Here is a 20,312-nt window from a genome sequence, read left to right as displayed (position 1 = left end):
GATCTGCCACAGGAATTGTTTTGATGAATCAGGAACGCCAACGGATTGCCGTAATCGGGGCCGGAGTATCTGGCTTAACCGCTGCGTGGTTGCTCAGTGAACATCACGATGTTGAACTTTTCGAGGCTGCCGATTATGCCGGTGGCCACACCAATACCGAATACGTCACATCAGGCGGAAAAAGCTGGCCAGTGAATACCGGGTTTATAGTGTTCAACGATTGGACCTACCCTAATTTCATCAAATTGATGGATCGTCTCGGCGTGGCTTCGGAGGTCAGTTCCATGAGTTTCAGTGTGGATTCTCACGCCACAGGCCTGCAATACAACGGCACCAGCCTGAACACTCTGTTTGCGCAACGTCGCAATCTGTTTAATTTCAAGTTCCTGAAAATGGTTCGGGAGATTCTTCGCTTCAATAAAGAATCCAGGGCGGATCTGGCGGACGGCCAAATCCCCGAAGGCGAAACACTGGGCGAGTATTTGAATCGCAATCGCTACAGCCATTATTTCCGCAAGCACTACATCGTTCCGATGGGCGCGGCTATCTGGTCTGCGCCTGAGCTTGTTCTGGAACAATTTCCGATTCGTTTTTTCCTGCAGTTCTTTAATAACCACGGCATGCTATCTGTGGATGACCGACCAACCTGGCGGGTGATTTCCGGTGGTTCCGCCACCTACGTAACACGGATGATGGAACGGATTGGCGACAAAACCCATCTGAACAGCCCGGTGTCGGACATTCAGCGTGATGCAGACGGCGTCACCATCGTCTCGAATGGAAAGAGCCATCGGTTTGATCAAGTCGTTCTTGCCTGCCACAGCGATCAAGCCTTGGCGATGCTCAGCAACCCTACGGATAAGGAGCAGGCGATTCTGGGCGCTATCGGCTATCAGAAAAATGATGTAGTGCTTCACACCGACGCCAGTGTGTTGCCCTCCAATCCACTGGCTTGGGCGGCTTGGAATTACATGGTTCCGGAACACAGTAGTCAGCCGGTATCAGTCACCTACAACATGAACACTCTGCAGAACTTTGACGATGCACCCGAAACCTTTTGCGTCACCCTGAACCGCAGCAGTGATATCGCCCCTGACAAAGTCATCAAACGTTTCGAGTACGACCACCCGGTGTTTACGATGGATGCAGTCGCCGCCCAAGAGCGTTACCACGAAATCGGCGACCACAACCGTACGCATTTTTGTGGCGCTTACTGGTTCAACGGCTTTCATGAAGACGGGGTTCGCAGTGCATTACGGGTGGCGAACGCCTTCGGGCTGGAGCTTTGATTATGGCCAGCGAATGGCTAGAAGGCACGATAAGACATCGGCGTAAGCACCCGACACAGCATGAGTTTAACTACAACATTGGCATGCTGGCATTGGATGTGGACGAATGGAACACGGTGACCGGCATCAGCCCGTTTTTCTCACTGGAACGGTTCAACTGGTTGGCACTGCGGCGCAAGGATTACCTTGATCCCGACCAGCCAAATCTACGCGACGCGGTGAGTCAACGGGTCCAGGCTGCCACCGGCTGGTGGCCGGATGGCCCTGTCCAGCTCATTACCCACCCACGCTATCTCGGCCACATCTTTAACCCGGTGAGTTTTTATCTGTGCTACGAGCAAGGCCGAAATCCCGGCAATGGTGACGTTCCGAAAGTTATCCTTGCGCAAATCACCAACACGCCTTGGAAAGAGCGGCACGTGTACTGCCTGGAATGCCAGCACCCCGGCCCCCGTTCAGGACAATGGCAAACCGAGCGTTTTGCGTTCAGCAAACGCTTCCACGTGTCACCCTTCAACGGTATGGACCAGCATTACCAATGGCTGTTCAACTTTCGAGGTGCTGACCTGCGCATCCATATGAACGTCGAGCAGGAGCAACAGAAACAGTTTGATGCGACATTGGTGGTCCAACGCACTGCACTCAATCGTACAACCCTTCACAAGAGCCTTTGCCGGTTCCCAGTGGAAACTCTGAAAGGCGTCGCTGGCATTTACTGGAACGCCCTGAAGCTGAAGCTGAAAGGCGCCCCTTTTTACACGCACCCGGACAAACTTGACTCGCATATGCCGGAATACCGCAGGGGCACAGAGGATCAGGGCTTAGACATCACCGAGCCAGACTCTTTGGCACAACCGGATACAACTTTGACAGGAAGGGTAACCTCATGGAGAACGTGAACACCTCCACCAACAAATCGGGCCTGGCAGCCGAGCGCATGCCGCTGGTGAGCCGGATTGCAAAGCATCTCGTTTGTAATCAGCTGGCCCAACTCGGCGAAGGCACGCTCCGAATTCGGCAGACGGGTTTCGATGATTTAGTGTTCGGCAACGACGATCCAACTTACCCCGCTGCCGAACTGGTCATACACAATCACAGTACCTGGCGCGACCTGGTTACTGGCGGTAGCGTAGGTGCTGCAGAATCCTTCGTGGCGGGCGACTGGAACTCCCCCGACCTTGTGGCCTTGCTGCGATTTTTTACCCGCAACCTCGACACCATGAATGCTTTCGAGGACAAATTCAGCTGGGTGAGCAAGCCGGCACTCAAAGGCTTGCATTGGTTGAACCGGAACACGCCTGAAGGGTCACGCAAGAACATCAGCGCCCATTATGATTTGGGTAACGATTTGTTCAGCCAGTTTCTTGACCCAACCATGATGTATTCCTCAGCGATATACCCTCACCCGGACGCCAGCCTTGAAGAAGCCGCCGTACACAAGCTTGACGTGATCTGCCGAAAGCTCGACCTTCAGCCCGGTGATCAAGTGATGGAAATCGGCACCGGCTGGGGCGGTTTTGCCATTCACGCCGCGAAGCATTACGGCTGCCATGTAACCACCACAACGATTTCGAAGGAGCAATGGGCGCTGGCCCAAGCCCGCGTAGAATCCGAAGGTCTGGAAGACAAAATTACGCTGTTGTTTGACGATTATCGTGACCTGTCCGGCCAATTCGACAAGCTGGTTTCCATTGAGATGATCGAAGCGGTTGGCCCCGACTTTCTGGACAGTTACCTGAGCCAAATCAGCGCGCTGCTTAAACCCGACGGTATAGCGCTGGTACAAGCGATCAATATGCCGGAGCAGCGTTACGAGCGCGCACTAAAGAACGTGGACTTTATCCAACGTTATATCTTCCCGGGCAGTTTCATTCCGTCTTTTGGTGCCATTCTGGGCTCGATGCAAAGAGGCTCTGATCTGGTACTTACGCAGGTGGATGATTTCGGCTTCCACTATGCCCGAACTTTGCATGATTGGTGTGAGCGTTTTATGGCCAAGCGCGAGGTTTTGGCGGAACAAGGTTATGACACCGAGTTCCAGCGCCTGTGGCAGTTCTATTTTGCCTATTGTGAAGCGGGCTTTAGCGAACGGGCCATTGGCGTCGCTCACCTGATGATGGCCAAGCCTGCCAACAAGCACGGCAGCATTGCCTCGTCGTGATTCTTTCTGAAACCGGCCGGAATACGGTTAACTTTTTGCTGTTTCAAGCCGGCTGGTTCGTGTGCGTGCTCTATCCGGGCCTTGCAGCGACTGGGTTGGCCGTGCTGATTCTCGCAACCCACCTGATGCTGGTCAGCCGTAGGCCCGGCGCGGAGGTCCGATTCATCGCGGTTGGCATCTTGCTAGGCAGCCTCTTGGATTCCTTATGGTTTCGAACCGGCATTCTCGGCCTCGAGGGCACGGAGGCCCCCGGGTTTGCGCCGATCTGGCTCATTGCTATCTGGGCGCTCTTCATGACGACCCTGTGCCACTCGCTCAGCTGGGTTGCTCAACGAGCATGGCTTCCGTTCGTATTAGCGCCGTTCGCTGGCTCGCTTGCCTACTGGTCCGCCAGCAAGCTGGGCGCAGTGACATTACCTAACCAAACCGTTTCTCTGGCCGCTCTTGGCGCTGGCTGGTTCGTGCTGTTTCCATTATTACTGTTCTTTCGTAACCGGATGGTTCGGGAGTTGGCACCATGAGTCGATGGGTAATTCTCTGGGGATTATGCTTACTCAGCGGACCGACAGCGGCCGCAACGTTTGAATTTCACGGAACCGCCGAATCGCTTGAGACAAAAAGCGAACTTTACGAAGAACGGCACCAAGTCACCGGAATCTGCACGGATGCCGGGTTCGAACCTTTCAAGCATACCGTCACCTATCACGAAGGCCCCGATGATCGGCGGTTTGCGGTAAAAACCCTGGAGTACGGTCAGCACCCCAGCCGGCCCAGTGTGGTATTCCGCCAGCCGGATTTCGACGAAACGTTGGAGATTCGTTACCCACAGTTAAAACAGCTCACCATCGACTGGCAACCACCGGCTGAAAATCGTAAACAGTTTCAGGTGTCCTTCGATCATCATTTGGTGGTCGATGCCGGTTTTGATCAGTTTGTCCGCGCCAACTGGCAAGCGGTCATCGCGGGTGAATCGCTGCCGTTCCGCTTTCTGGCTCCCACTCGCGGGGACCAATACGGGTTTGTTCTTGAACCGGCGCCCAAAGAAAATATTAACGCCGAAGTGGTGGTTAAGATACGCCCCACCAGTCTGGTTTTGCGGTTTCTGGTTGATCCCATCATTTTGGGTTACAACCGGCAAGGCGCCTTGACGCACTATCAGGGTCTAACCAACATCCGGGCCGATCGTAAAACGAATCATACCGCCCACATCCGATACCGCATCATTAACTACCCGGACTGCGATCTGACTTTGTGAAGCGCTGCCCCGCGGCCATTCGGCCAAACGGTTATCCCCCATCGATGTGGTAAACTCCGGGCCAAACTGATTCGGAGACTCCAAAACCATGATGTTCGTGTCGTTCAACGTCAACAGTATCCGCACTCGCTTGCACCAACTGGCGGCGGTTATTGACCAGCTGAACCCTGATTTCATCGGGCTTCAGGAAACCAAGGTCAGGGATGAAGAATTCCCGGAGGAGGCGATCCGGGAACTCGGCTATCACGTGCATTTCCATGGTCAGAAGACCCACTACGGCGTTGCGCTGCTGTCCAGGCAAGCGCCCGATGAAGTGGTGAAAGGTTACCCAAGCGATGACGAAGACGCACAGCGCAGGCTCATTACCGGGCATTTCACGGTAAACGGCGAACCGCTTACCGTTATCAACGGCTACTTCCCTCAGGGGGAAAACAGGGACCACCCCATCAAGTTCCCGGCCAAGAAAAAGTTCTACGCCGATCTGATGGATTTTCTGGACGAGCTGAACAAGCGCCCCGGCCATGTTGTCTTGATGGGCGATATGAATATTTCGCCAACCGACAAAGACATAGGCATTGGCCCGGACAACGCCAAACGTTGGCTACGTTCCGGTAAATGCAGTTTCTTGCCGGAAGAGCGGGAATGGTTGGGCCAAGTAGAAGCGCGAGGATTTACCGATGTGTTCCGGCACCTGAACCCGGATGAAGCCGATACATACAGCTGGTTTGATTACCGCAGCAAAGGCTTTGAGCGCGAACCCAAGCGAGGACTTCGTATCGATCTGGTTATGGCAAATGACAGCTTGCTGCCCAAAGCTAAAGATGCCGGCGTCAGTTATGAGATTCGGGCTATGGAGCGCCCCTCTGACCACTGCCCCATCTGGGCCAGCTTCGAACTCTGACAGGCCAACCGATCCGTCATGAAGAAAATAAAAACCAGGGACAGGATACTGAACTCCAGCTTGCAGCTGTTCAACAGCCTGGGTGAGCCGAACGTCACCACCCTGTTGATCTCGGATGAGCTGGACATCAGTCCGGGCAACCTTTACTACCATTTCAAAAGTAAAGGTGACATTGTTGAAGAGCTTTTCGAACGTTTTGAAGCTGACATGCTGGATTTGCTTGCCGTGCCCGGCGACGCCGAAGTGCCTCTGGACCAGTTCAGCTTCTTTCTGCACCTCCTGTTCGAGGCGGTTGCGCGCTATCGGTTCATGTACCAGGACTTGGTGAACGTGCTGTCTCGATACGAGCAGCTGCAAGTCCGTTTTCGGCGCATACTGAAGAAGAAAACCCTGGCGTTTGAATCCCTGTGCACTAGCTTCAAACGTCAGGGTTTAATGGCAATCGGGCCTGCAGAGCTGAGCGCGTTGTGCCAGCAGCTCACCTTGACCGTTTGCTACTGGAGCAGTTTCGATACGCTTTCGCATCTGGATGATCGCGAATTTGTCGATCCCGGAAAAGGGGTATACCAGATTTTGCATCTGATACTGCCCCACCTCACCGAAGAGCACAAAGAGGAAGTCCTGCTGATCAGCGAGACTTATCTGTAATCCTCAGCCTATTCTTCTTCATCGTTACCGTTTGCGGTCCTTCCGCGAAGTTTGGCCAACTCCGCTTCCAGGTATTCGATGCGACTCTCCAACGCCTGAATATCTTCTTTGCGGTGAATCCCCAATCGGCGCAAGGCTCCGGATACCCGTTGGTCGAACATATGCTCCAGCTTATCCCAGGTGCCGGTTGCCCGCTCACGCACTTCACCTACCCGGTCTTCCACGGTGCGAATCTGTTTACCAACAACACCTCGGGTTTTGGATTCCAGCTGTTCGCCTTCCTGAACCAGCCGCTCGAAAAACTTACCGGCATCTTCTTCTGCCTTGGTGTAGGCACCAAGCCCAGCCAACCAGATCTGACGAGCAGAGTCTTTAATCTTTCCCGGCAGATGCGGATCTGTCTCCGGGTTATGATCATCGTGATCCGACATGAGTACCTCTTAAATACGGGCGATAGGGTTATTTACGCATTATATTACACCCACCTGTTGATTGCAGTGGTTGCGGCTACCCTCCTGAAACCCGCATAACGGCGGGCTGCAATATAAAGAACGGCGGCATATGAAGAAATGTTTTCAAAGGAGTCGGGGCAAAGCTTGAGTTGTACGAAATATGGTCAATACTTCTCAATACCGGTGTCCCCGTTGATGCCGGTTTGTCTGGAAGTCTTTCATGGATACTACTCGCACGCCTCTGCCCGGCCTCCCAAGCCGGGCTTTTTTTGCCCTTATTTCCTGTTATTATATGCTTATTCCAAAACGCACACTTAACCGGAGTAAAGCATGATAGATATTGCCTGGAGTGAATTCACACCCGTCAGCGCTTTGGCTGGCGGTATTCTGGTAGGCCTGGCTGCCGCCAGCTTCCTTCTGTTTAACGGTCGAATCGCCGGCATCAGCGGCATTCTCGGCGGACTGCTAACCCCGGTGCGCAACGACATGCTCTGGCGCATGGCCTTTCTCGGCGGCTTAATCGGAACCCCGATTGTCTGGAGGCTGTTTGCAGAGTTACCGGAAATCGAAGTCAATGCAGGTTTTCCGGCTCTGATCATTGCAGGCCTTTTGGTGGGCGTGGGTACGCGCTACGGCTCCGGATGCACCAGTGGTCACGGCGTGTGCGGCCTTTCACGACTATCGCCTCGTTCGCTGGTTGCCACCCTAAGCTTCATGGCAACCGGCTTTATTACCGTTTACATCATTCGCCATCTGATCGGAGCCTGATCCCATGAAATACAATCTCACCGCATTAGTTTCCGGCTTAATCTTTGGTTTGGGGCTGATCATTTCTGGCTTGGCCAACCCCGCAAAAGTGCTGGGTTTCCTCGATCTTGCCGGCCTGTGGGACCCGTCGCTTGCCTTAGTTATGGGTGGTGCCATTCTGGTCGGTTTAGTGGCCTTCACGGTGGCCAAAAAGCGCACGTTATCGTTGCTCGGTTTTAACATGAAGCTGCCCACCAGCACCAAGATTGATAAGCGCCTTGTGGGCGGTAGCTTACTGTTTGGTGTGGGCTGGGGCGTTGCCGGCTTCTGCCCGGGGCCAGCACTGGTTGCGGTTGGTGCAGGTGAAATTAAAGGGATAGTCTTTGTCGCATCCATGGTGGCAGGTATGATGCTCTTTGAATTGATCGAACGGAAACGCGCGCAATCCTGAATTAATTTCGGTAATTACGCGCGTAACAGTGCCGGGCTAACGATTAGCCCGGTTCATCCAACCCCTGGAGAAGCCCCGTGGATATCAGAAAAATTGACGACAACCTATCTGTTTCGCCCCAGATTGCGATCGAAGATATCGCTGAAATAGCTCGCCTCGGCTTCAAAACCTTGATCGCGAACCGACCCGATGGCGAAGAATACGGTCAACCTCCCATGACCGACATCAAAGCAACGGCCGAGGAACATGGGTTAAAGTGGGTGTATCTGCCCGTTGCGTCCGGCCATATTACGGATGAAGATGTCGATGCGTTCGCCCCTATGTTCGCAGAGGCAGATAAACCGGCTTTAGCGTTTTGCCGCTCTGGTACCCGCTGCACCGTGCTTTGGGCGCTGAGTTCAGCACGGGACCAGGATCCTCAGGATCTGCTCTCCAAAGCTTATCAGGCCGGTTATGATCTCACCGGGCTTATTGGCCGTATGCATACGCAGCAGCAGAATAACCAAAGTTAACACCCCACAACCGGAAAGTTTCAATGCCATACAAAGGGACTGAAAACTTCAGCCATAGCCAGGCCGAGCGCCTGGGTGTTCTTGTCACCAATTTGGGCACACCCGATGCTCCCACCCCTTCAGCGTTAAGACGATATCTGGCTGAATTTTTATGGGACCCACGCGTAGTCGAAGTACCTCGGCCACTCTGGTGGCTGATACTGCACAGCGTTATCCTGCGCATTCGCCCCAAGCGAAGCGCGAAAGCCTATGCAGGGGTTTGGTCCCCGGAGGGATCTCCGCTACTGGTGCACACCGCCAAACAAGCCGAAGGTATTCGTGAAGCCTTGCAGGCTCGATACGGTAATAACGTGGTGGTGGGCTTTGCCATGCGCTACGGCAATCCATCAATTACCCGTGTACTGGACGAAATGCAGCAACAGGGTGTCACCAAACTGCTGGTACTCCCCCTTTATCCGCAATATTCGGCATCCACCTCTGCCTCAACCTTTGACGCTGTCTCCAAAGACTTCATGGGGCGCCGCTGGCTTCCGGACTTCCGTTTCGTATCCCATTACCATGACTTCCCCGCTTATATCGAAGCCATGGCTCAGCACATCGAGGCCCATTGGGCGGCACACGGGCGCAAGCAGAAGCTAATCCTGTCTTATCACGGCATTCCGCTGAAGTACCTGCTTAAAGGGGACCCGTATCACTGCGAGTGCCACAAAACGTCGCGTTTGTTGGCCGAGCGGTTAGGGTTAAAAGCAGACGAATACCTCACAACGTTCCAATCCCGTTTTGGCCGCGAGGAATGGTTGCAGCCCTATACCGACGCAACCCTGAAATCATTGCCGGCTAGTGGCGTGAAATCGATCGATGTTTTCTGCCCCGGCTTTTCTGCGGATTGCCTGGAAACGGTTGAGGAAATTGATGAGGAAAACAGGGAATACTTCATGGAAGCGGGAGGTGAGGCGTTTGCCTACATCCCCTGCCTGAACGCAACACCCGGGCATATCGACGCTCTTGTGGAGCTTGTTGAAGAGAATATAAAAGGCTGGACCGTGCCTTCCAATGACAGCGAACAACTGGAAGCGCGGGCAAAATGCGCAGAAGCGCGCAAGCAGGCCACCTTCCCGGGCCGAACCGACCTTTAAGCCTATGCGCGCTTGAATCCAAAGGCCACTATGCTCAGCCGGGCTGGTGGCCTTTTGTAATTTCAGTCTTCGCCACCTCTCCTTTCTGCTCTACATCCGGCAAAGCCTGGCAGAACGTACATTCTTCTGTATCAACAGCCGCTCCGCCCGATTCGACATAACGAATCCGGTGGCTGGCATTGCCACGGTTAGCCGATACCGAAAACCGACGATTCTTTCGTTCGTCCTGCTCGGTGATTTTTTCGTTGTTCGCCATAAAACACCTCATCATTTAGTGCATCTTCATGGTCACGAAACAGCGGAACGAAAGCAATACGAGGATAGACGGACGAGGCCGAAGGATGAGTGGATCTGCCCGGCTTAGATAGCTGAGCAGATCCAGTCAGAGGCTAGTTTTGACGAGCATCCTCCCAGGTTTTCAGCAACTCTTGATACGGAACCGTCTTACCCTGAGCTTTTTCGTTGGCCAACTTCGGTTTCGGAGCACCGGGCTGATCCAACCAATACTGAGGATCGCGAGGCTTATTCAATTTAGGCCCACAATTAGGCATGACATTAGCCCGCTCCAAGCGCTCCATCACACGGTCCTGAGCATCGGCCAGACCATTCAGTGCTTCTTGCGGTGTTGCTTCGCCACTGGCCGCTTGAGCAATGTACTGCCACCATAGTTGCGCCAGTTTCGGATAGTCCGGCACGTTGGTACCGGTTGGGGTCCACTGAACGCGCGCCGGGCTGCGATAGAATTCAACCAGTCCGCCGAGTTTGGGGGCCATTTCTGTCATGTAGTCCGAGTTGATGTCGGAGTCACGAATCGGCGTCAGCCCAGCGATGGTTTTTTCTAAGGACACGGTCTTTGCTACCGTGAACTGGGCGTAGAGCCACGCAGCCAAACGGCGCTTTTCGGGCGTTGAATTCAGGAAGGTCCAGGACCCCACATCCTGATAACCCAGTTTCATGCCCTCTTCCCAGTACGGCCCCCTCGGTGAAGGTGCCATGCGCCATTTAGGCGTGCCGTCTTCATTCACAACCGGCAAACCATCTTCAATCATGCTGGCCGTGAAAGCGGTGTACCAGAACACCTGTTGGGCAATATTTCCTTGAGCCGGAACAGGACCGGATTCAGAGAAGGTCATGCCGGTCGCTTCAGGCGGCGCGTACTTCTCCATCCACTCCACGTATTTGGTTGTTGCGTAAACAGCGGCTGGCCCGTTTGTGGCGCCGCCACGCGACACGTTAGAACCCACCGGATGGCAGTCCTCAACCCGTATGCCCCACTCGTCCACCGGCAATCCGTTCGGCAACCCCTTATCGCCAGCTCCGGCCATAGAGAACCAGGCATCGGTAAAGCGCCAGCCTAGGGACGGGTCTTTCTTGCCGTAATCCATGTGGCCGTAGACTTTTTCACCGTCGATCTCCTTCACGTGAACCGTGAAAAACTCGGCGATGTCTTCATACGCAGACCAGTTGATGGGAACCCCCAACTCGTAACCGTAGCGCTCCTTGAACTGCTTTTTCAGATCGTCCCTTTCGAACCAGTCCGCACGGAACCAATACAGGTTGGCAAATTGCTGGCTTGGCAGCTGGTATAGCTTGCCATCCGGGCCGGTCGTGAAATCCAGCCCGATAAAATCATCAAGATCGAGAGTTGGCAGCGTCAACTCTTTGCCCGGACCATTCATGATGTCTTCTACCGCAACTACCTTGCCATAGCGAACGTGGGTACCGATTAGATCCGAGTCGTTGACATAGCCGTCGTAAATATTTCGACCGGACTGCATTTGTGTCTGCAGCTTCTCAATAACGTCGCCTTCCTGAATCAGCGTGTGGTTCAGCTTGATACCGGTAATCTCGGAGAACGCTTTGGCTAACACATTCGATTCGTACTCATGGGTCGCGATGGTTTCAGAAACCACGTTGATTTCCATACCACGGAAGGCTTTGGCAGCGTTGGTGAACCAGGCCAGCTCTTCCAGTTGCTGCTCTTTGGTCAAGGTGGATCGCTTGAACTCGTTCGTCACCCACTTTTCCGCGGCGTCTGAATACCGATCCGCGTAGGCTTGCAGGCTTAGCCCCATCGTCGCCGCCGCAATAGCCGCGCTGAGTATCAGGGCCCCGGGATGTTTTTTATTCTTGGACATATCCGACCTCTTTTACTGTTGTTATTGAGAGAGCGTCACAAACCGCACTCGGGGTTTACTGCAACATCACGTACTCCATAAACAGCGGTGTTCTTTTAAACCAAATGCTCGTTTTCAAACACTGATTACAAACTAGTGCGCAAACGAACTCTTTACAAATTTCATCGCAACTGTCAGCCCCACCGCAATAGCACCAGTGCCCAAACCACCGAAACCGCCAGCGCCACCCACAAAGTGACATCGCTGACGGCCAGAAAGGCGAGATGGATATAGGCCGCAGACAACAAGCCAATGAAGAGCCGGTCGCCGCGAGTTGTTTCGATAGGAAGAAATCCCTTACGCTCGGTGCACGGCGAGACAATCTCGTAAACCGTCATAACCGCCAGTATGCCCGCAATCACTGCGAAGAAAATGGCGACGCTGGGTGTCCAGTTCATCCACGAAATCATAGGTTGTCTCCTTAAACACGCCCGAGCGCGAAGCCTTTGGCCACATGATTCCGAACAAACCAGATCACCAACAGGCCCGGAATAATGGTCAGCACACCCGCTGCGGCCAGAACCCCCCAATCAATACCGCTGGCCCCGATGGTACGGGTCATGATGGCCCCAATGGGCTGGGCATCAACCGAAGTCAGTGTTCTCGCCAACAGCAACTCAACCCAAGAGAACATAAACGCAAAGAAGGCCGTTACGCCGATACCCGACCGAATCATCGGCAAAAACACCTTCACAAAGAACTTCGGAAAACTGTAACCATCGATGTACGCCATTTCGTCATATTCTCGCGGTACCCCTTTCATGAAGCCTTCAAGAATCCAGACCGCCAGCGGTACGTTGAACAAGCAGTGGGCCAAAGCAACCGCAATGTGGGTATCGAACAGGCCAATGGAGGAATACAGCTGAAAGAACGGCAGCAAGAACACGGCCGGCGGCGCCATACGATTGCTCAGCAGCCAGAAAAACAGGTGTTTGTCCCCCAGGAACTTGTAACGACTGAACGCATACGCTGCGGGCAGCGCAACCAACAAGGTGATGATCACGTTGATGGTCACGTAGGCCATAGAGTTCAGATAGCCGTTGTACCAACTCGGGTCGGTGAAGATCACCACATAATTTTGGAGTGTGAAATTCTCCGGCCACATGGTCAGGCCCCCGAGGATTTCCTGATTGGTTTTGAACGACATGTTCAACAGCCAATACACAGGGGTAAGCAACAAAATAATAAACACGGTAATCCCGACGTTTTTCGAGCGAGCTTGTTTCATCACACTCTCCTTACTGTTCTTTGTCGGCGTGCGTGATCGCGGTGAAGAACAACCACGAAATCAACAGCACAATCAGGAAGTAAATCAGTGAGAACGCAGCCGCACGCCCAAGGTCGAACTGCCCGATCGCCATGGTCGTCAGGGTTTGGCTCAGGAAGGTGGTCGAGCTCCCCGGGCCGCCACCGGTCAGAACGAACGGTTCGGTGTAAATCATGAAGCTGTCCATAAAGCGCAGCAGCACCGCGATAATCAGCACACTTTTAAGCCGGGGCAGCTGGATGTAACGAAATACCGCCCATTTCGACGCCCGGTCGATTTCCGCCGCTTGGTAGAAGGCTTCGGGAATCGCACGCAGGCCTGAGTAACACAGCAACGCAACCAAGGGTGTCCAGTGCCAGACATCCATCAGCAATACCGTCAACCAGGCATCGACCGTGCTACCGGTGTAGTTGTAGTCCACGCCTAGCTGATTAATGCCCCAACCGAACAACCCAATGTCACCGCGAGCAAAAATCTGCCAGATCGTGCCGACCACGTTCCACGGAATCAGCAGCGGAATCGCCACCAGAATCAAACACAGGGACCCTTTGATTCCCGATTTGGGCATCATCAACGCCACACCGATACCCAGTGGAATCTGAATCAGCAATACGGCGCTTGAAAACAAAAACTGACGGAGCAACGAATCTTGTAGACGCTCATCAGTCAGCACCTCTTTGAACCACTCCGTGCCCACAAAGTACGCCTGCCCCGGCCCGAAAATGTCCTGGACTGAATAGTTGACCACGGTCATCAGTGGAATGAGTGCAGAAAACGCCACCAATAAAAACACCGGCAACACCAGCCACCAGGCTCGATTGTTCGGGATTTTATCCATCACGATTGCTCCTGTATCAGGAATTCATCGACATACAGCATGGTCCACTGAGGCGGCATAGTGAGGTGCACGCGACTTCCAATCCGGGCATCAAAATCCTCATCGACCCGGGCTTTTAATGTCTCATCGCCGAGCCCTAAATCGATGATTTTGTAAGTGCCAAGATCTTCCATATCTAACACTTCAACTTCATAGGAGTTCACTTTAGGTTCTAGCCCTATCTCTATGAATTCCGGTCGAATACCAATTTTCACATTCGTTGAGCTAAGCCGATTCAAATACTCAATCTGCCAAGGTTCCAAAACCACTTCGGCTGAACCAAAACGAACACCTGCCTCGCACCGCTCAACGTCGATCAGGTTCATTCCGGGACTGCCAATGAAATAGCCGACGAAGGTGTGGTTGGGTTGTTCGAAGAGCTCGGTCGGGGTGCCAAACTGCACAATCTGGCCGTCATACATGACGGCGATCTTGTCGGCAAAGGTAGAGGCCTCAAGCTGATCGTGAGTGACGTAAACCATAGTGATATCGAATTGTTCATGGATTTGCTTGAGCTTGCGGCGCAATTTCCACTTCAGCTGTGGGTCGATCACCGTGAGCGGCTCATCAAACAAGATGGCAGATACATCTTCCCGTACCAGCCCACGCCCCATCGAAACTTTCTGCTTTTCGTCTGCGGTCAGGTTTTTGGCTTTTTTATGCAGCTTGTCTTCGATCTCCAGAACTTCCGCAATCTCCTGTACCCGCTCCTTGATACGGGCGGCAGGAACCTTATTGTTCTTCAATGGAAACGCGAGGTTTTGATAGACGGTCATCGAATCGTAAATCACCGGAAACTGGAAAACCTGTGCGATATTCCGATCCCGCGGCGAGAGTGCGTTAACCCGTATGCCATCAAACAACACTTCGCCTTCCGATGGCTGCACCAGACCAGAGATAATATTGAGCATCGTGCTCTTACCGCATCCGGACGGCCCAAGGAGCGCATAAGCGCCTCCTTTGTGCCAAACGTGATCGAGCTGCCGAATGGCGTAATCTTCAGGGCCTGACGGCGATTTACTGTAACTGTGGGCCAGTGACTTCAGGTGAATCTCGGCCATTACACTCCCCTCCCCGAAACCTGCGACGGCGTATGCACCAGTTGTTCGTGAGTATCGAACACAAACAGCTTGTTGATCGGCAAGTACACGCTAATCGGCGCACCGGTGTGGTATTGGTGCACGCCCATCAACTGCGTCACCATTTCGAAATGACGACTCTCAACATGCATAAAGGTTTCTGAGCCACTGATTTCACTCAATGCCACTTGCACGGGAACTTCAAGATCATCATCGTTGGCCGGTTTGAGCGCAATGTGGCTGGGGCGAATGCCAAACCAATACTCGCCCGGTTGTAGATCGGCGAGTTCCTGGGTCAGGGCGTGGCGGGTATCCTCATCGAACGACAGTTCGGTATCGGAAACACGGCCACGAATGAGGTTCATCGGGGGTTCACTGAATAGCTGAGCGGCCAGTGTGTTCACAGGCTTTCGATAGACGTCCATCACTGGGCCGCTTTGTACTACCTGGCCTTGGTGAAGCAGTGTGGTGGTTCCGCCCAAGGCCAAGGCTTCGTTAGCTTCGGTGGTTGCGTAAACCGCAATGCACTGGCGCTCCCGGAACAAATCCCGAAGCTCAGCCCTCAACTCTTCGCGCAGTTTGTAATCGAGGTTCACTAACGGCTCATCGAACAGCACCAGGGTCGCGTCTTTCACTAAGGCTCTCGCCATAGCCGTGCGTTGCTGCTGGCCACCCGAAAGTTCAAGAGGAAACCGCTTCAAGAGCGGCTCGATGCGCAGCATCGCTGCGGTTTCTTTGACTCGGCGGTCAATTTCAGAACTGGGCATTTTCGCCAAACGCAGAGGCGAGGCAATGTTTTCGTAGACAGAGAGATTCGGGTAATTGATGAACTGCTGGTAGATCATCGAAATGTTGCGCCGCTGGACACTTTGGCCAGTCACGTCTTCGCCGTTGTAGATCAAACGGCCTTCGGTAGGTTTGTCCAGACCCGCCATCAGACGCATCAACGAGGTTTTACCCGCGAGCGTCCGGCCGAGCAATACGTTGAACGAGCCAGCCTCAAACGTCAGGCTGGCATTCCGAATGTAATCGACACCGTCAACTATTCGGGAAAGATTCTCGAGCGTTAAGGACATGAGTCTTCCTTGTTGTTATTTTGAAAACGTGTCCGGGTACTGGCGCGGGGGCTTAATCCACTCAAGCCCCCGCCTGCCTACAGTTTTTGTACGGCGTTAATCCAGCCCTCGTACAGTCGGTCGCGGTGCGACTTTGTCATCACAGGCTCAAACCTGCGATCACAACACCACAAATCCGATAAATCATCCAGCGACTGATACACGCCGGCTTTCAGCCCAGCCAGATACGCCACGCCCAAGGCGGTCGTTTCCACCACCGACGGGCGGTCTACGGTTGCGCCCAGAATGTCAGCCAGGAACTGCAGCACCCAACTGTTGGCAACCATTCCACCGTCTACGCGTAGTGTGGTCGGCCGAATGCCGTCCTTTTCCATCGCTTTTTGCAAATCCTTGGTCTGGTAGCACACCGACTGCAACCCGGCAGTCACAATCTCTTTGATCCCGGTATCCCGCGTTAAACCAAAGATAGCCCCTCGGGCATCGGGATCCCAGTAAGGCGCACCAAGTCCGGTAAAGGCAGGTACCAGGTACACGCCGTGATCAACGGGCGTTCCTTGGGCCAAGGGCTCTGTGTCGCAGGCGTTATTGATCAGTTGCAGGCCGTCCCGTAACCACTGAATTGCGGCCCCGGCAATAAAGATGCTGCCCTCCAGCGCGTAGGTTGTTTTACCGTCCAAGCGATACGCCACGGTGGTAAGCAAACGGTGTTCGGAATGGAGCGCCTTATCACCGGTGTTCAGCATCAAGAAACAGCCCGTACCGTAAGTGCTCTTTGCCATCCCGACTTCAAAGCAGGTCTGCCCGAACAGAGCGGCTTGTTGGTCTCCGGCGATGCCGTACACGGAGGTTCCGTTGAGTGCACCACCTTCGGTGATTTCTCCGAAGTCATCGGATGAATCCATCACTTCTGGCAACAGCGAGGCCGGGATATCGAACATTTCAAGAAGATCTTCATCCCACTTCTGGGTATGAATGTTGAACAGCAACGTGCGGCTGGCGTTCGTGGCGTCGGTTCGGTGAACCCGACCACCCGTCAGGCGCCAAAGTATGAAGGTATCTACCGTACCGAACGCCAACTCCCCTCGTTCTGCACGCTCCCTGACGCCCGACACGTTCTCGAGAATCCAGCGAATTTTCGTGGCTGAGAAATACGGGTCTATCAAAAGGCCGGTTTTGCCATGCACCCAGGGTTCGTGGCTGCTCAGCTTGAGGGATTTACAGTAATCGGCGGTGCGCCTGTCCTGCCAGACAATGGCGTTATACACCGGCTTCCCGGTTTTTCGATCCCAGATGATGGTTGTTTCACGCTGATTGGTGATGCCCACGCCAAGCAGTTCGTCATCAGCGCCAAATTCCTCTGTCATCACGGCATCGCAGGTTCGCTGAACCGTTGACCACAGGTCCTCCGGGTCGTGTTCAACCCAGCCGCTGTCTGGAAAATGCTGACGAAATTCCTCTTGTCGAACGGCGTGTATATTGCCTTTCAGATCAAAGAGAATGGCCCGGGAGCTGGTGGTTCCTTGATCAATCGAAAGTAGATACTGACTCATGCGTTATCGGCCTCGGCTTCATTTTTGTTCGCATTTTTGCTTTTTTGAAAAAGAAATACCAAGAATTTTGCCTCCCCCCTTTATATAGCAGTCAATTTGCCATCCAACCCATCGGGATAGCTGCAGAAACCCCTTAAAACAACTAAACTTTCCCAAAATGTTCGTTTTTACGCGAAATCGAACAGAAAACACCCAGCTTCGGAGTACATTAAATGGCGCAGCGGCATCGGCAGGAACTCATTCTGGAGTTGATCCAGGAGAACGGTTTCGTCACTACCGATCAATTGGTCGAACAGTTTCAGGTTACGCCGCAGACCATACGCCGAGATTTAAACGAGCTGGCAAAACATAAGAAATTGCGCCGCCACCACGGTGGCGCAGGTATAGACTCGAGCACCGAGAATACCGCCTACCAAGCCCGAAAGATTATGGACCTTGAGGCGAAAGAGCGGATCGCCGAAGCCATGGTGAAGCTCATTCCGGATAATTCCTCACTGTTCATCAATATCGGCACGACCACGGAAACCATCGCCAAGGCGCTGCTGGCTAAAAACGGGTTGCAGGTGGTCACCAACAATCTTCACGTAGCGTCCATCCTTTCCGCCAAAGAAGACTTTCGAGTCATCGTCGCCGGCGGCGAAGTTCGAAGTCGTGACGGCGGCATTGTGGGCGAGGCCACCCGAGACTTCATCAACCAATTCAAGATGGACTTCGGTATTATCGGTATCAGTGGGATCCACAACGACGGATCGCTTCTGGACTTCGATTACCGCGAAGTTCGAGTCGCTCAGGCCATCATTGCCAATTCAGACCAAACCCTGCTCGCGGCCGACCATTCCAAGTTCGGCCGAAACGCAATGGTAAGGCTAGGCAGCATTACTCAGGCTGACCACGTGTTTACGGACGAACAACCACCCGAAGAAATTTCAAAAATGCTCACAGAACACAACGTGGCGCTACATTTGGTCTAAACCTCTCAACCTTTCGATCTCGAACAAAACCCCTATCCACACATTTTCGATTGCCTTCGCATTTTCCTTTACGAACATCTTATACTTTCGCATAATAGCGAAACGAATCTACTAAGGCGTCGGGAGAGCAGCAGACATGTCAGCAGAACACCCCCATTATGATGTCGTTGTCGTGGGCGGCGGCATCAATGGCACAGGCATCGCGATGGATGCCGCAGGCCGAGGCTTAAAGGTTCTGCTGTGCGAAATGAATGACCTGGCCTCTGCTACCTCGTCTAACAGCAGCAAACTGATTCACGGCGGGCTGCGCTACCTGGAGCACTACGAATTCCGGCTGGTCCAGAAGGCATTGGCCGAACGAGAGTCTTTGTTGCGCAATTCGCCCCACATCATGCATCCAATGCGCTTCCGCCTGCCCCACCGCTCTCACCTGCGCCCAGCGTGGATGATCCGAACAGGGCTGTTTCTTTACGACCATCTGGCCAAGCGTGAAATGCTCCCCGGCTCCCGCTCGATCCGCTTTGATGGTTCCGGACCACTGAAACCCGAAATGACGCGCGGCTTCGAATACTCAGACGGCTGGGTAGACGATGCCCGACTGGTTGTCCTAACCGCCAAAAAAGCGGAACAGGCCGGCGCCACGATCATGACCCACACCAAATGCGTCAATGCAGAGCGCGGGACCGATGAGTGGCGGGTAACACTTCAGGATACGTGCACAAACCACGAAAAAATCGTCACCGCCAGAGCGATAGTGAATGCCTCCGGCCCCTGGGTAAGCTCTTTGTTCGGTGAAGCGCTTTCGATGAAAGCGCCCAAGATGATTCGCATGGTGAAAGGCAGCCACATTGTGGTGCCAAGACTGAACCAGGAAGAAGAGGCGTACATTCTCCAAAACGAAGATGCGCGCATTGTTTTCGTCATCCCCTACGAGGACAACTTTTCACTGGTCGGCACTACCGATGTCGAGTACGAAGGCGACCCGTCAAAAGCCAAAATTTCGCCCGAAGAAACCACGTATTTGCTCGACATAGTCAACGATCATTTCAAACGGCAACTTCAGCCGTCAGACGTGGTGTGGTCGTATTCCGGTGTGCGCCCCTTAATGGATGGCGAAGAAGAAAATGCTCAAAAGGCTTCACGGGATTACACCTTTGAGGTGAATGATGAAAAAGGGAAAGCCCCACTGATCTCGGTGTTTGGCGGTAAAATCACTACTTACCGTAAACTGGCTGAAGCGGCAACCGATAGGCTGTGCAACTTCTTTGAGCGAACCGGCAAGCGCTGGACAAAGACCGCCGCCTTACCCGGTGGGGATTTCAAAAACCAGGACACACTAGCTAGCGCGCTCAAACAAGAGTTCTCCTGGCTACCTGACGCCATCGTTCGTCGATACGTGCGTACATACGGAACCCTGTCTCGCGCCATCCTGAAAGACTGCTCATCTATCGAGGATCTCGGTCAACACTTCCTGGGCACTCTCTATGAGCGCGAAGTGGACTATCTGGTGCGTAACGAATGGGCAGTCACATGCGATGACATCTTATGGCGCCGCACCAAACAAGGGCTATATGCCTCGGAAGGTGATATTGAATTGCTACAGGCGTATCTGAGTGGATCATAAAGCGCCTGAATAAGAGCCTGTTTCTATTCCAAAACAGAAACAGGCTCTTATTCACTAGATATAATATAAATGTTTTAGAGGTAGATCTTTAAATACTATTTATCTTTTGAAGCGCAGTTACAATCTGAATGATTGCAGC

At 53.4% G+C, this 20,312-nt stretch carries 22 protein-coding genes; 13 read left to right on the top strand and 9 right to left on the bottom strand.

Annotated elements, in window-relative coordinates:
• Positions 1-23: 23 nt before the first annotated feature.
• From MWU64_RS04895 to MWU64_RS04865, 7 genes are all read left to right on the top strand, one after another.
• On the top strand, positions 24-1,289 hold the full coding sequence (locus MWU64_RS04895; RefSeq protein ID WP_247061896.1) for an FAD-dependent oxidoreductase: 1,266 nt from the start codon (positions 24-26) through the stop codon (positions 1,287-1,289).
• Between the two features lie 2 nt (positions 1,290-1,291).
• Positions 1,292-2,188, top strand: a complete 897-nt coding sequence (locus tag MWU64_RS04890; protein ID WP_247061894.1) for a DUF1365 domain-containing protein — start codon at positions 1,292-1,294, stop codon at positions 2,186-2,188.
• Complete coding sequence (locus MWU64_RS04885; protein WP_247061892.1) at positions 2,176-3,450, top strand: cyclopropane-fatty-acyl-phospholipid synthase family protein; 1,275 nt, start codon at positions 2,176-2,178, stop codon at positions 3,448-3,450. The genes MWU64_RS04890 and MWU64_RS04885 overlap by 13 nt, the downstream gene beginning before the upstream one ends.
• On the top strand, positions 3,447-3,971 hold the full coding sequence (locus MWU64_RS04880; RefSeq protein WP_247061890.1) for a DUF2878 domain-containing protein: 525 nt from the start codon (positions 3,447-3,449) through the stop codon (positions 3,969-3,971). Before MWU64_RS04885 ends, MWU64_RS04880 begins: the two co-directional genes overlap by 4 nt.
• Entirely contained in the window at positions 3,968-4,705 is a 738-nt protein-coding gene (locus MWU64_RS04875) for a hypothetical protein (RefSeq protein WP_247061888.1), read from the top strand. The genes MWU64_RS04880 and MWU64_RS04875 overlap by 4 nt, the downstream gene beginning before the upstream one ends.
• A gap of 88 nt (positions 4,706-4,793) precedes the next feature.
• Positions 4,794-5,606: an exodeoxyribonuclease III gene (xthA, locus tag MWU64_RS04870; protein WP_247061886.1), complete on the top strand. Its 813-nt coding sequence runs from the start codon at positions 4,794-4,796 to the stop codon at positions 5,604-5,606.
• Positions 5,607-5,624: 18 nt separating this feature from the next.
• Positions 5,625-6,254, top strand: a complete 630-nt coding sequence (locus MWU64_RS04865) for a TetR/AcrR family transcriptional regulator (RefSeq protein ID WP_247061884.1) — start codon at positions 5,625-5,627, stop codon at positions 6,252-6,254.
• Positions 6,255-6,262: 8 nt separating this feature from the next.
• Here MWU64_RS04865 and MWU64_RS04860 read toward each other — a convergent pair whose 3' ends face one another.
• Positions 6,263-6,685 (bottom strand): phasin family protein, encoded by a 423-nt coding sequence (locus MWU64_RS04860; RefSeq protein WP_247061882.1) that lies wholly within the window; start codon positions 6,683-6,685, stop codon positions 6,263-6,265.
• A 351-nt stretch (positions 6,686-7,036) separates the two neighbouring features.
• On the opposite strand from MWU64_RS04860, the gene MWU64_RS04855 reads away from it, so the two are divergent.
• The 4 genes from MWU64_RS04855 to hemH all read left to right on the top strand — a co-directional run bounded on the left by MWU64_RS04855 (position 7,037) and on the right by hemH (position 9,552).
• Positions 7,037-7,474, top strand: coding sequence for a YeeE/YedE family protein (locus MWU64_RS04855; RefSeq protein ID WP_247061880.1), 438 nt, complete (start codon positions 7,037-7,039; stop codon positions 7,472-7,474).
• A gap of 4 nt (positions 7,475-7,478) precedes the next feature.
• Entirely contained in the window at positions 7,479-7,904 is a 426-nt protein-coding gene (locus MWU64_RS04850; RefSeq protein ID WP_247061878.1) for a DUF6691 family protein, read from the top strand.
• Positions 7,905-7,981: 77 nt separating this feature from the next.
• Positions 7,982-8,416, top strand: a complete 435-nt coding sequence (locus MWU64_RS04845) for a TIGR01244 family sulfur transferase (protein WP_247061876.1) — start codon at positions 7,982-7,984, stop codon at positions 8,414-8,416.
• A gap of 23 nt (positions 8,417-8,439) precedes the next feature.
• Entirely contained in the window at positions 8,440-9,552 is a 1,113-nt protein-coding gene (hemH, locus tag MWU64_RS04840; protein ID WP_247061874.1) for a ferrochelatase, read from the top strand.
• Positions 9,553-9,586: 34 nt separating this feature from the next.
• On the opposite strand, the gene MWU64_RS04835 is transcribed toward hemH, so the two are convergent.
• The 8 genes from MWU64_RS04835 to glpK form a co-directional block, all read right to left on the bottom strand.
• Entirely contained in the window at positions 9,587-9,808 is a 222-nt protein-coding gene (locus MWU64_RS04835; protein ID WP_247061872.1) for a hypothetical protein, read from the bottom strand.
• A gap of 133 nt (positions 9,809-9,941) precedes the next feature.
• Positions 9,942-11,690, bottom strand: coding sequence for an ABC transporter substrate-binding protein (locus MWU64_RS04830; RefSeq protein ID WP_247061870.1), 1,749 nt, complete (start codon positions 11,688-11,690; stop codon positions 9,942-9,944).
• Between the two features lie 173 nt (positions 11,691-11,863).
• Positions 11,864-12,139, bottom strand: coding sequence for a DUF2160 domain-containing protein (locus MWU64_RS04825; RefSeq protein ID WP_247061868.1), 276 nt, complete (start codon positions 12,137-12,139; stop codon positions 11,864-11,866).
• An 11-nt stretch (positions 12,140-12,150) separates the two neighbouring features.
• Complete coding sequence (locus tag MWU64_RS04820) at positions 12,151-12,957, bottom strand: carbohydrate ABC transporter permease (RefSeq protein WP_247061866.1); 807 nt, start codon at positions 12,955-12,957, stop codon at positions 12,151-12,153.
• Between the two features lie 10 nt (positions 12,958-12,967).
• Positions 12,968-13,834, bottom strand: a complete 867-nt coding sequence (locus MWU64_RS04815; RefSeq protein WP_247061864.1) for a sugar ABC transporter permease — start codon at positions 13,832-13,834, stop codon at positions 12,968-12,970.
• The gene (locus MWU64_RS04810; RefSeq protein WP_247061861.1) at positions 13,834-14,934 is read right to left on the bottom strand and encodes an ABC transporter ATP-binding protein; all 1,101 of its coding nucleotides are present in this window, start codon (positions 14,932-14,934) and stop codon (positions 13,834-13,836) included. Before MWU64_RS04810 ends, MWU64_RS04815 begins: the two co-directional genes overlap by 1 nt.
• The gene (locus tag MWU64_RS04805) at positions 14,934-16,028 is read right to left on the bottom strand and encodes an ABC transporter ATP-binding protein (RefSeq protein WP_247061859.1); all 1,095 of its coding nucleotides are present in this window, start codon (positions 16,026-16,028) and stop codon (positions 14,934-14,936) included. The genes MWU64_RS04810 and MWU64_RS04805 overlap by 1 nt, the downstream gene beginning before the upstream one ends.
• A 77-nt stretch (positions 16,029-16,105) precedes the next feature.
• Entirely contained in the window at positions 16,106-17,578 is a 1,473-nt protein-coding gene (gene glpK / locus MWU64_RS04800) for a glycerol kinase GlpK (RefSeq protein WP_247061857.1), read from the bottom strand.
• A 212-nt stretch (positions 17,579-17,790) separates the two neighbouring features.
• On the opposite strand from glpK, the gene MWU64_RS04795 reads away from it, so the two are divergent.
• Positions 17,791-18,549 carry a DeoR/GlpR family transcriptional regulator gene (locus MWU64_RS04795; protein ID WP_247061855.1) on the top strand — a complete coding sequence of 253 codons (759 nt, stop codon included), beginning with the start codon at positions 17,791-17,793 and terminating at the stop codon, positions 18,547-18,549.
• 136 nt (positions 18,550-18,685) lie between these two features.
• Positions 18,686-20,173: a glycerol-3-phosphate dehydrogenase gene (gene glpD, locus MWU64_RS04790; RefSeq protein ID WP_247061853.1), complete on the top strand. Its 1,488-nt coding sequence runs from the start codon at positions 18,686-18,688 to the stop codon at positions 20,171-20,173.
• Positions 20,174-20,312: the final 139 nt, after the last annotated feature.

The sequence above is a fragment of the Marinobacter sp. S0848L genome (genome assembly GCF_023016065.1).
GTDB lineage: Bacteria > Pseudomonadota > Gammaproteobacteria > Pseudomonadales > Oleiphilaceae > Marinobacter.
The sequence above is the reverse complement of the archived record's forward strand: the minus strand, read 5'-3'. Positions and strand labels throughout refer to the sequence as shown.

What these genes read in the sequence shown, in the direction of transcription:
- MWU64_RS04865 (WP_247061884.1), top strand. Translation starts at nt 5,625, where the DNA reads ATGAAGAAAATAAAAACCAGGGACAGGATACTGAACTCCAGCTTGCAG.
- MWU64_RS04835 (WP_247061872.1), bottom strand. Translation starts at nt 9,808, where the DNA reads ATGGCGAACAACGAAAAAATCACCGAGCAGGACGAACGAAAGAATCGT.
- MWU64_RS04820 (WP_247061866.1), bottom strand. Translation starts at nt 12,957, where the DNA reads ATGAAACAAGCTCGCTCGAAAAACGTCGGGATTACCGTGTTTATTATT.
- MWU64_RS04890 (WP_247061894.1), top strand. Translation starts at nt 1,292, where the DNA reads ATGGCCAGCGAATGGCTAGAAGGCACGATAAGACATCGGCGTAAGCAC.
- MWU64_RS04815 (WP_247061864.1), bottom strand. Translation starts at nt 13,834, where the DNA reads ATGGATAAAATCCCGAACAATCGAGCCTGGTGGCTGGTGTTGCCGGTG.
- MWU64_RS04830 (WP_247061870.1), bottom strand. Translation starts at nt 11,690, where the DNA reads ATGTCCAAGAATAAAAAACATCCCGGGGCCCTGATACTCAGCGCGGCT.
- MWU64_RS04795 (WP_247061855.1), top strand. Translation starts at nt 17,791, where the DNA reads ATGGCGCAGCGGCATCGGCAGGAACTCATTCTGGAGTTGATCCAGGAG.
- MWU64_RS04825 (WP_247061868.1), bottom strand. Translation starts at nt 12,139, where the DNA reads ATGATTTCGTGGATGAACTGGACACCCAGCGTCGCCATTTTCTTCGCA.
- MWU64_RS04875 (WP_247061888.1), top strand. Translation starts at nt 3,968, where the DNA reads ATGAGTCGATGGGTAATTCTCTGGGGATTATGCTTACTCAGCGGACCG.
- glpK (WP_247061857.1), bottom strand. Translation starts at nt 17,578, where the DNA reads ATGAGTCAGTATCTACTTTCGATTGATCAAGGAACCACCAGCTCCCGG.
- MWU64_RS04850 (WP_247061878.1), top strand. Translation starts at nt 7,479, where the DNA reads ATGAAATACAATCTCACCGCATTAGTTTCCGGCTTAATCTTTGGTTTG.
- glpD (WP_247061853.1), top strand. Translation starts at nt 18,686, where the DNA reads ATGTCAGCAGAACACCCCCATTATGATGTCGTTGTCGTGGGCGGCGGC.
- MWU64_RS04860 (WP_247061882.1), bottom strand. Translation starts at nt 6,685, where the DNA reads ATGTCGGATCACGATGATCATAACCCGGAGACAGATCCGCATCTGCCG.
- MWU64_RS04895 (WP_247061896.1), top strand. Translation starts at nt 24, where the DNA reads ATGAATCAGGAACGCCAACGGATTGCCGTAATCGGGGCCGGAGTATCT.
- xthA (WP_247061886.1), top strand. Translation starts at nt 4,794, where the DNA reads ATGATGTTCGTGTCGTTCAACGTCAACAGTATCCGCACTCGCTTGCAC.
- MWU64_RS04885 (WP_247061892.1), top strand. Translation starts at nt 2,176, where the DNA reads ATGGAGAACGTGAACACCTCCACCAACAAATCGGGCCTGGCAGCCGAG.
- hemH (WP_247061874.1), top strand. Translation starts at nt 8,440, where the DNA reads ATGCCATACAAAGGGACTGAAAACTTCAGCCATAGCCAGGCCGAGCGC.
- MWU64_RS04855 (WP_247061880.1), top strand. Translation starts at nt 7,037, where the DNA reads ATGATAGATATTGCCTGGAGTGAATTCACACCCGTCAGCGCTTTGGCT.
- MWU64_RS04810 (WP_247061861.1), bottom strand. Translation starts at nt 14,934, where the DNA reads ATGGCCGAGATTCACCTGAAGTCACTGGCCCACAGTTACAGTAAATCG.
- MWU64_RS04805 (WP_247061859.1), bottom strand. Translation starts at nt 16,028, where the DNA reads ATGTCCTTAACGCTCGAGAATCTTTCCCGAATAGTTGACGGTGTCGAT.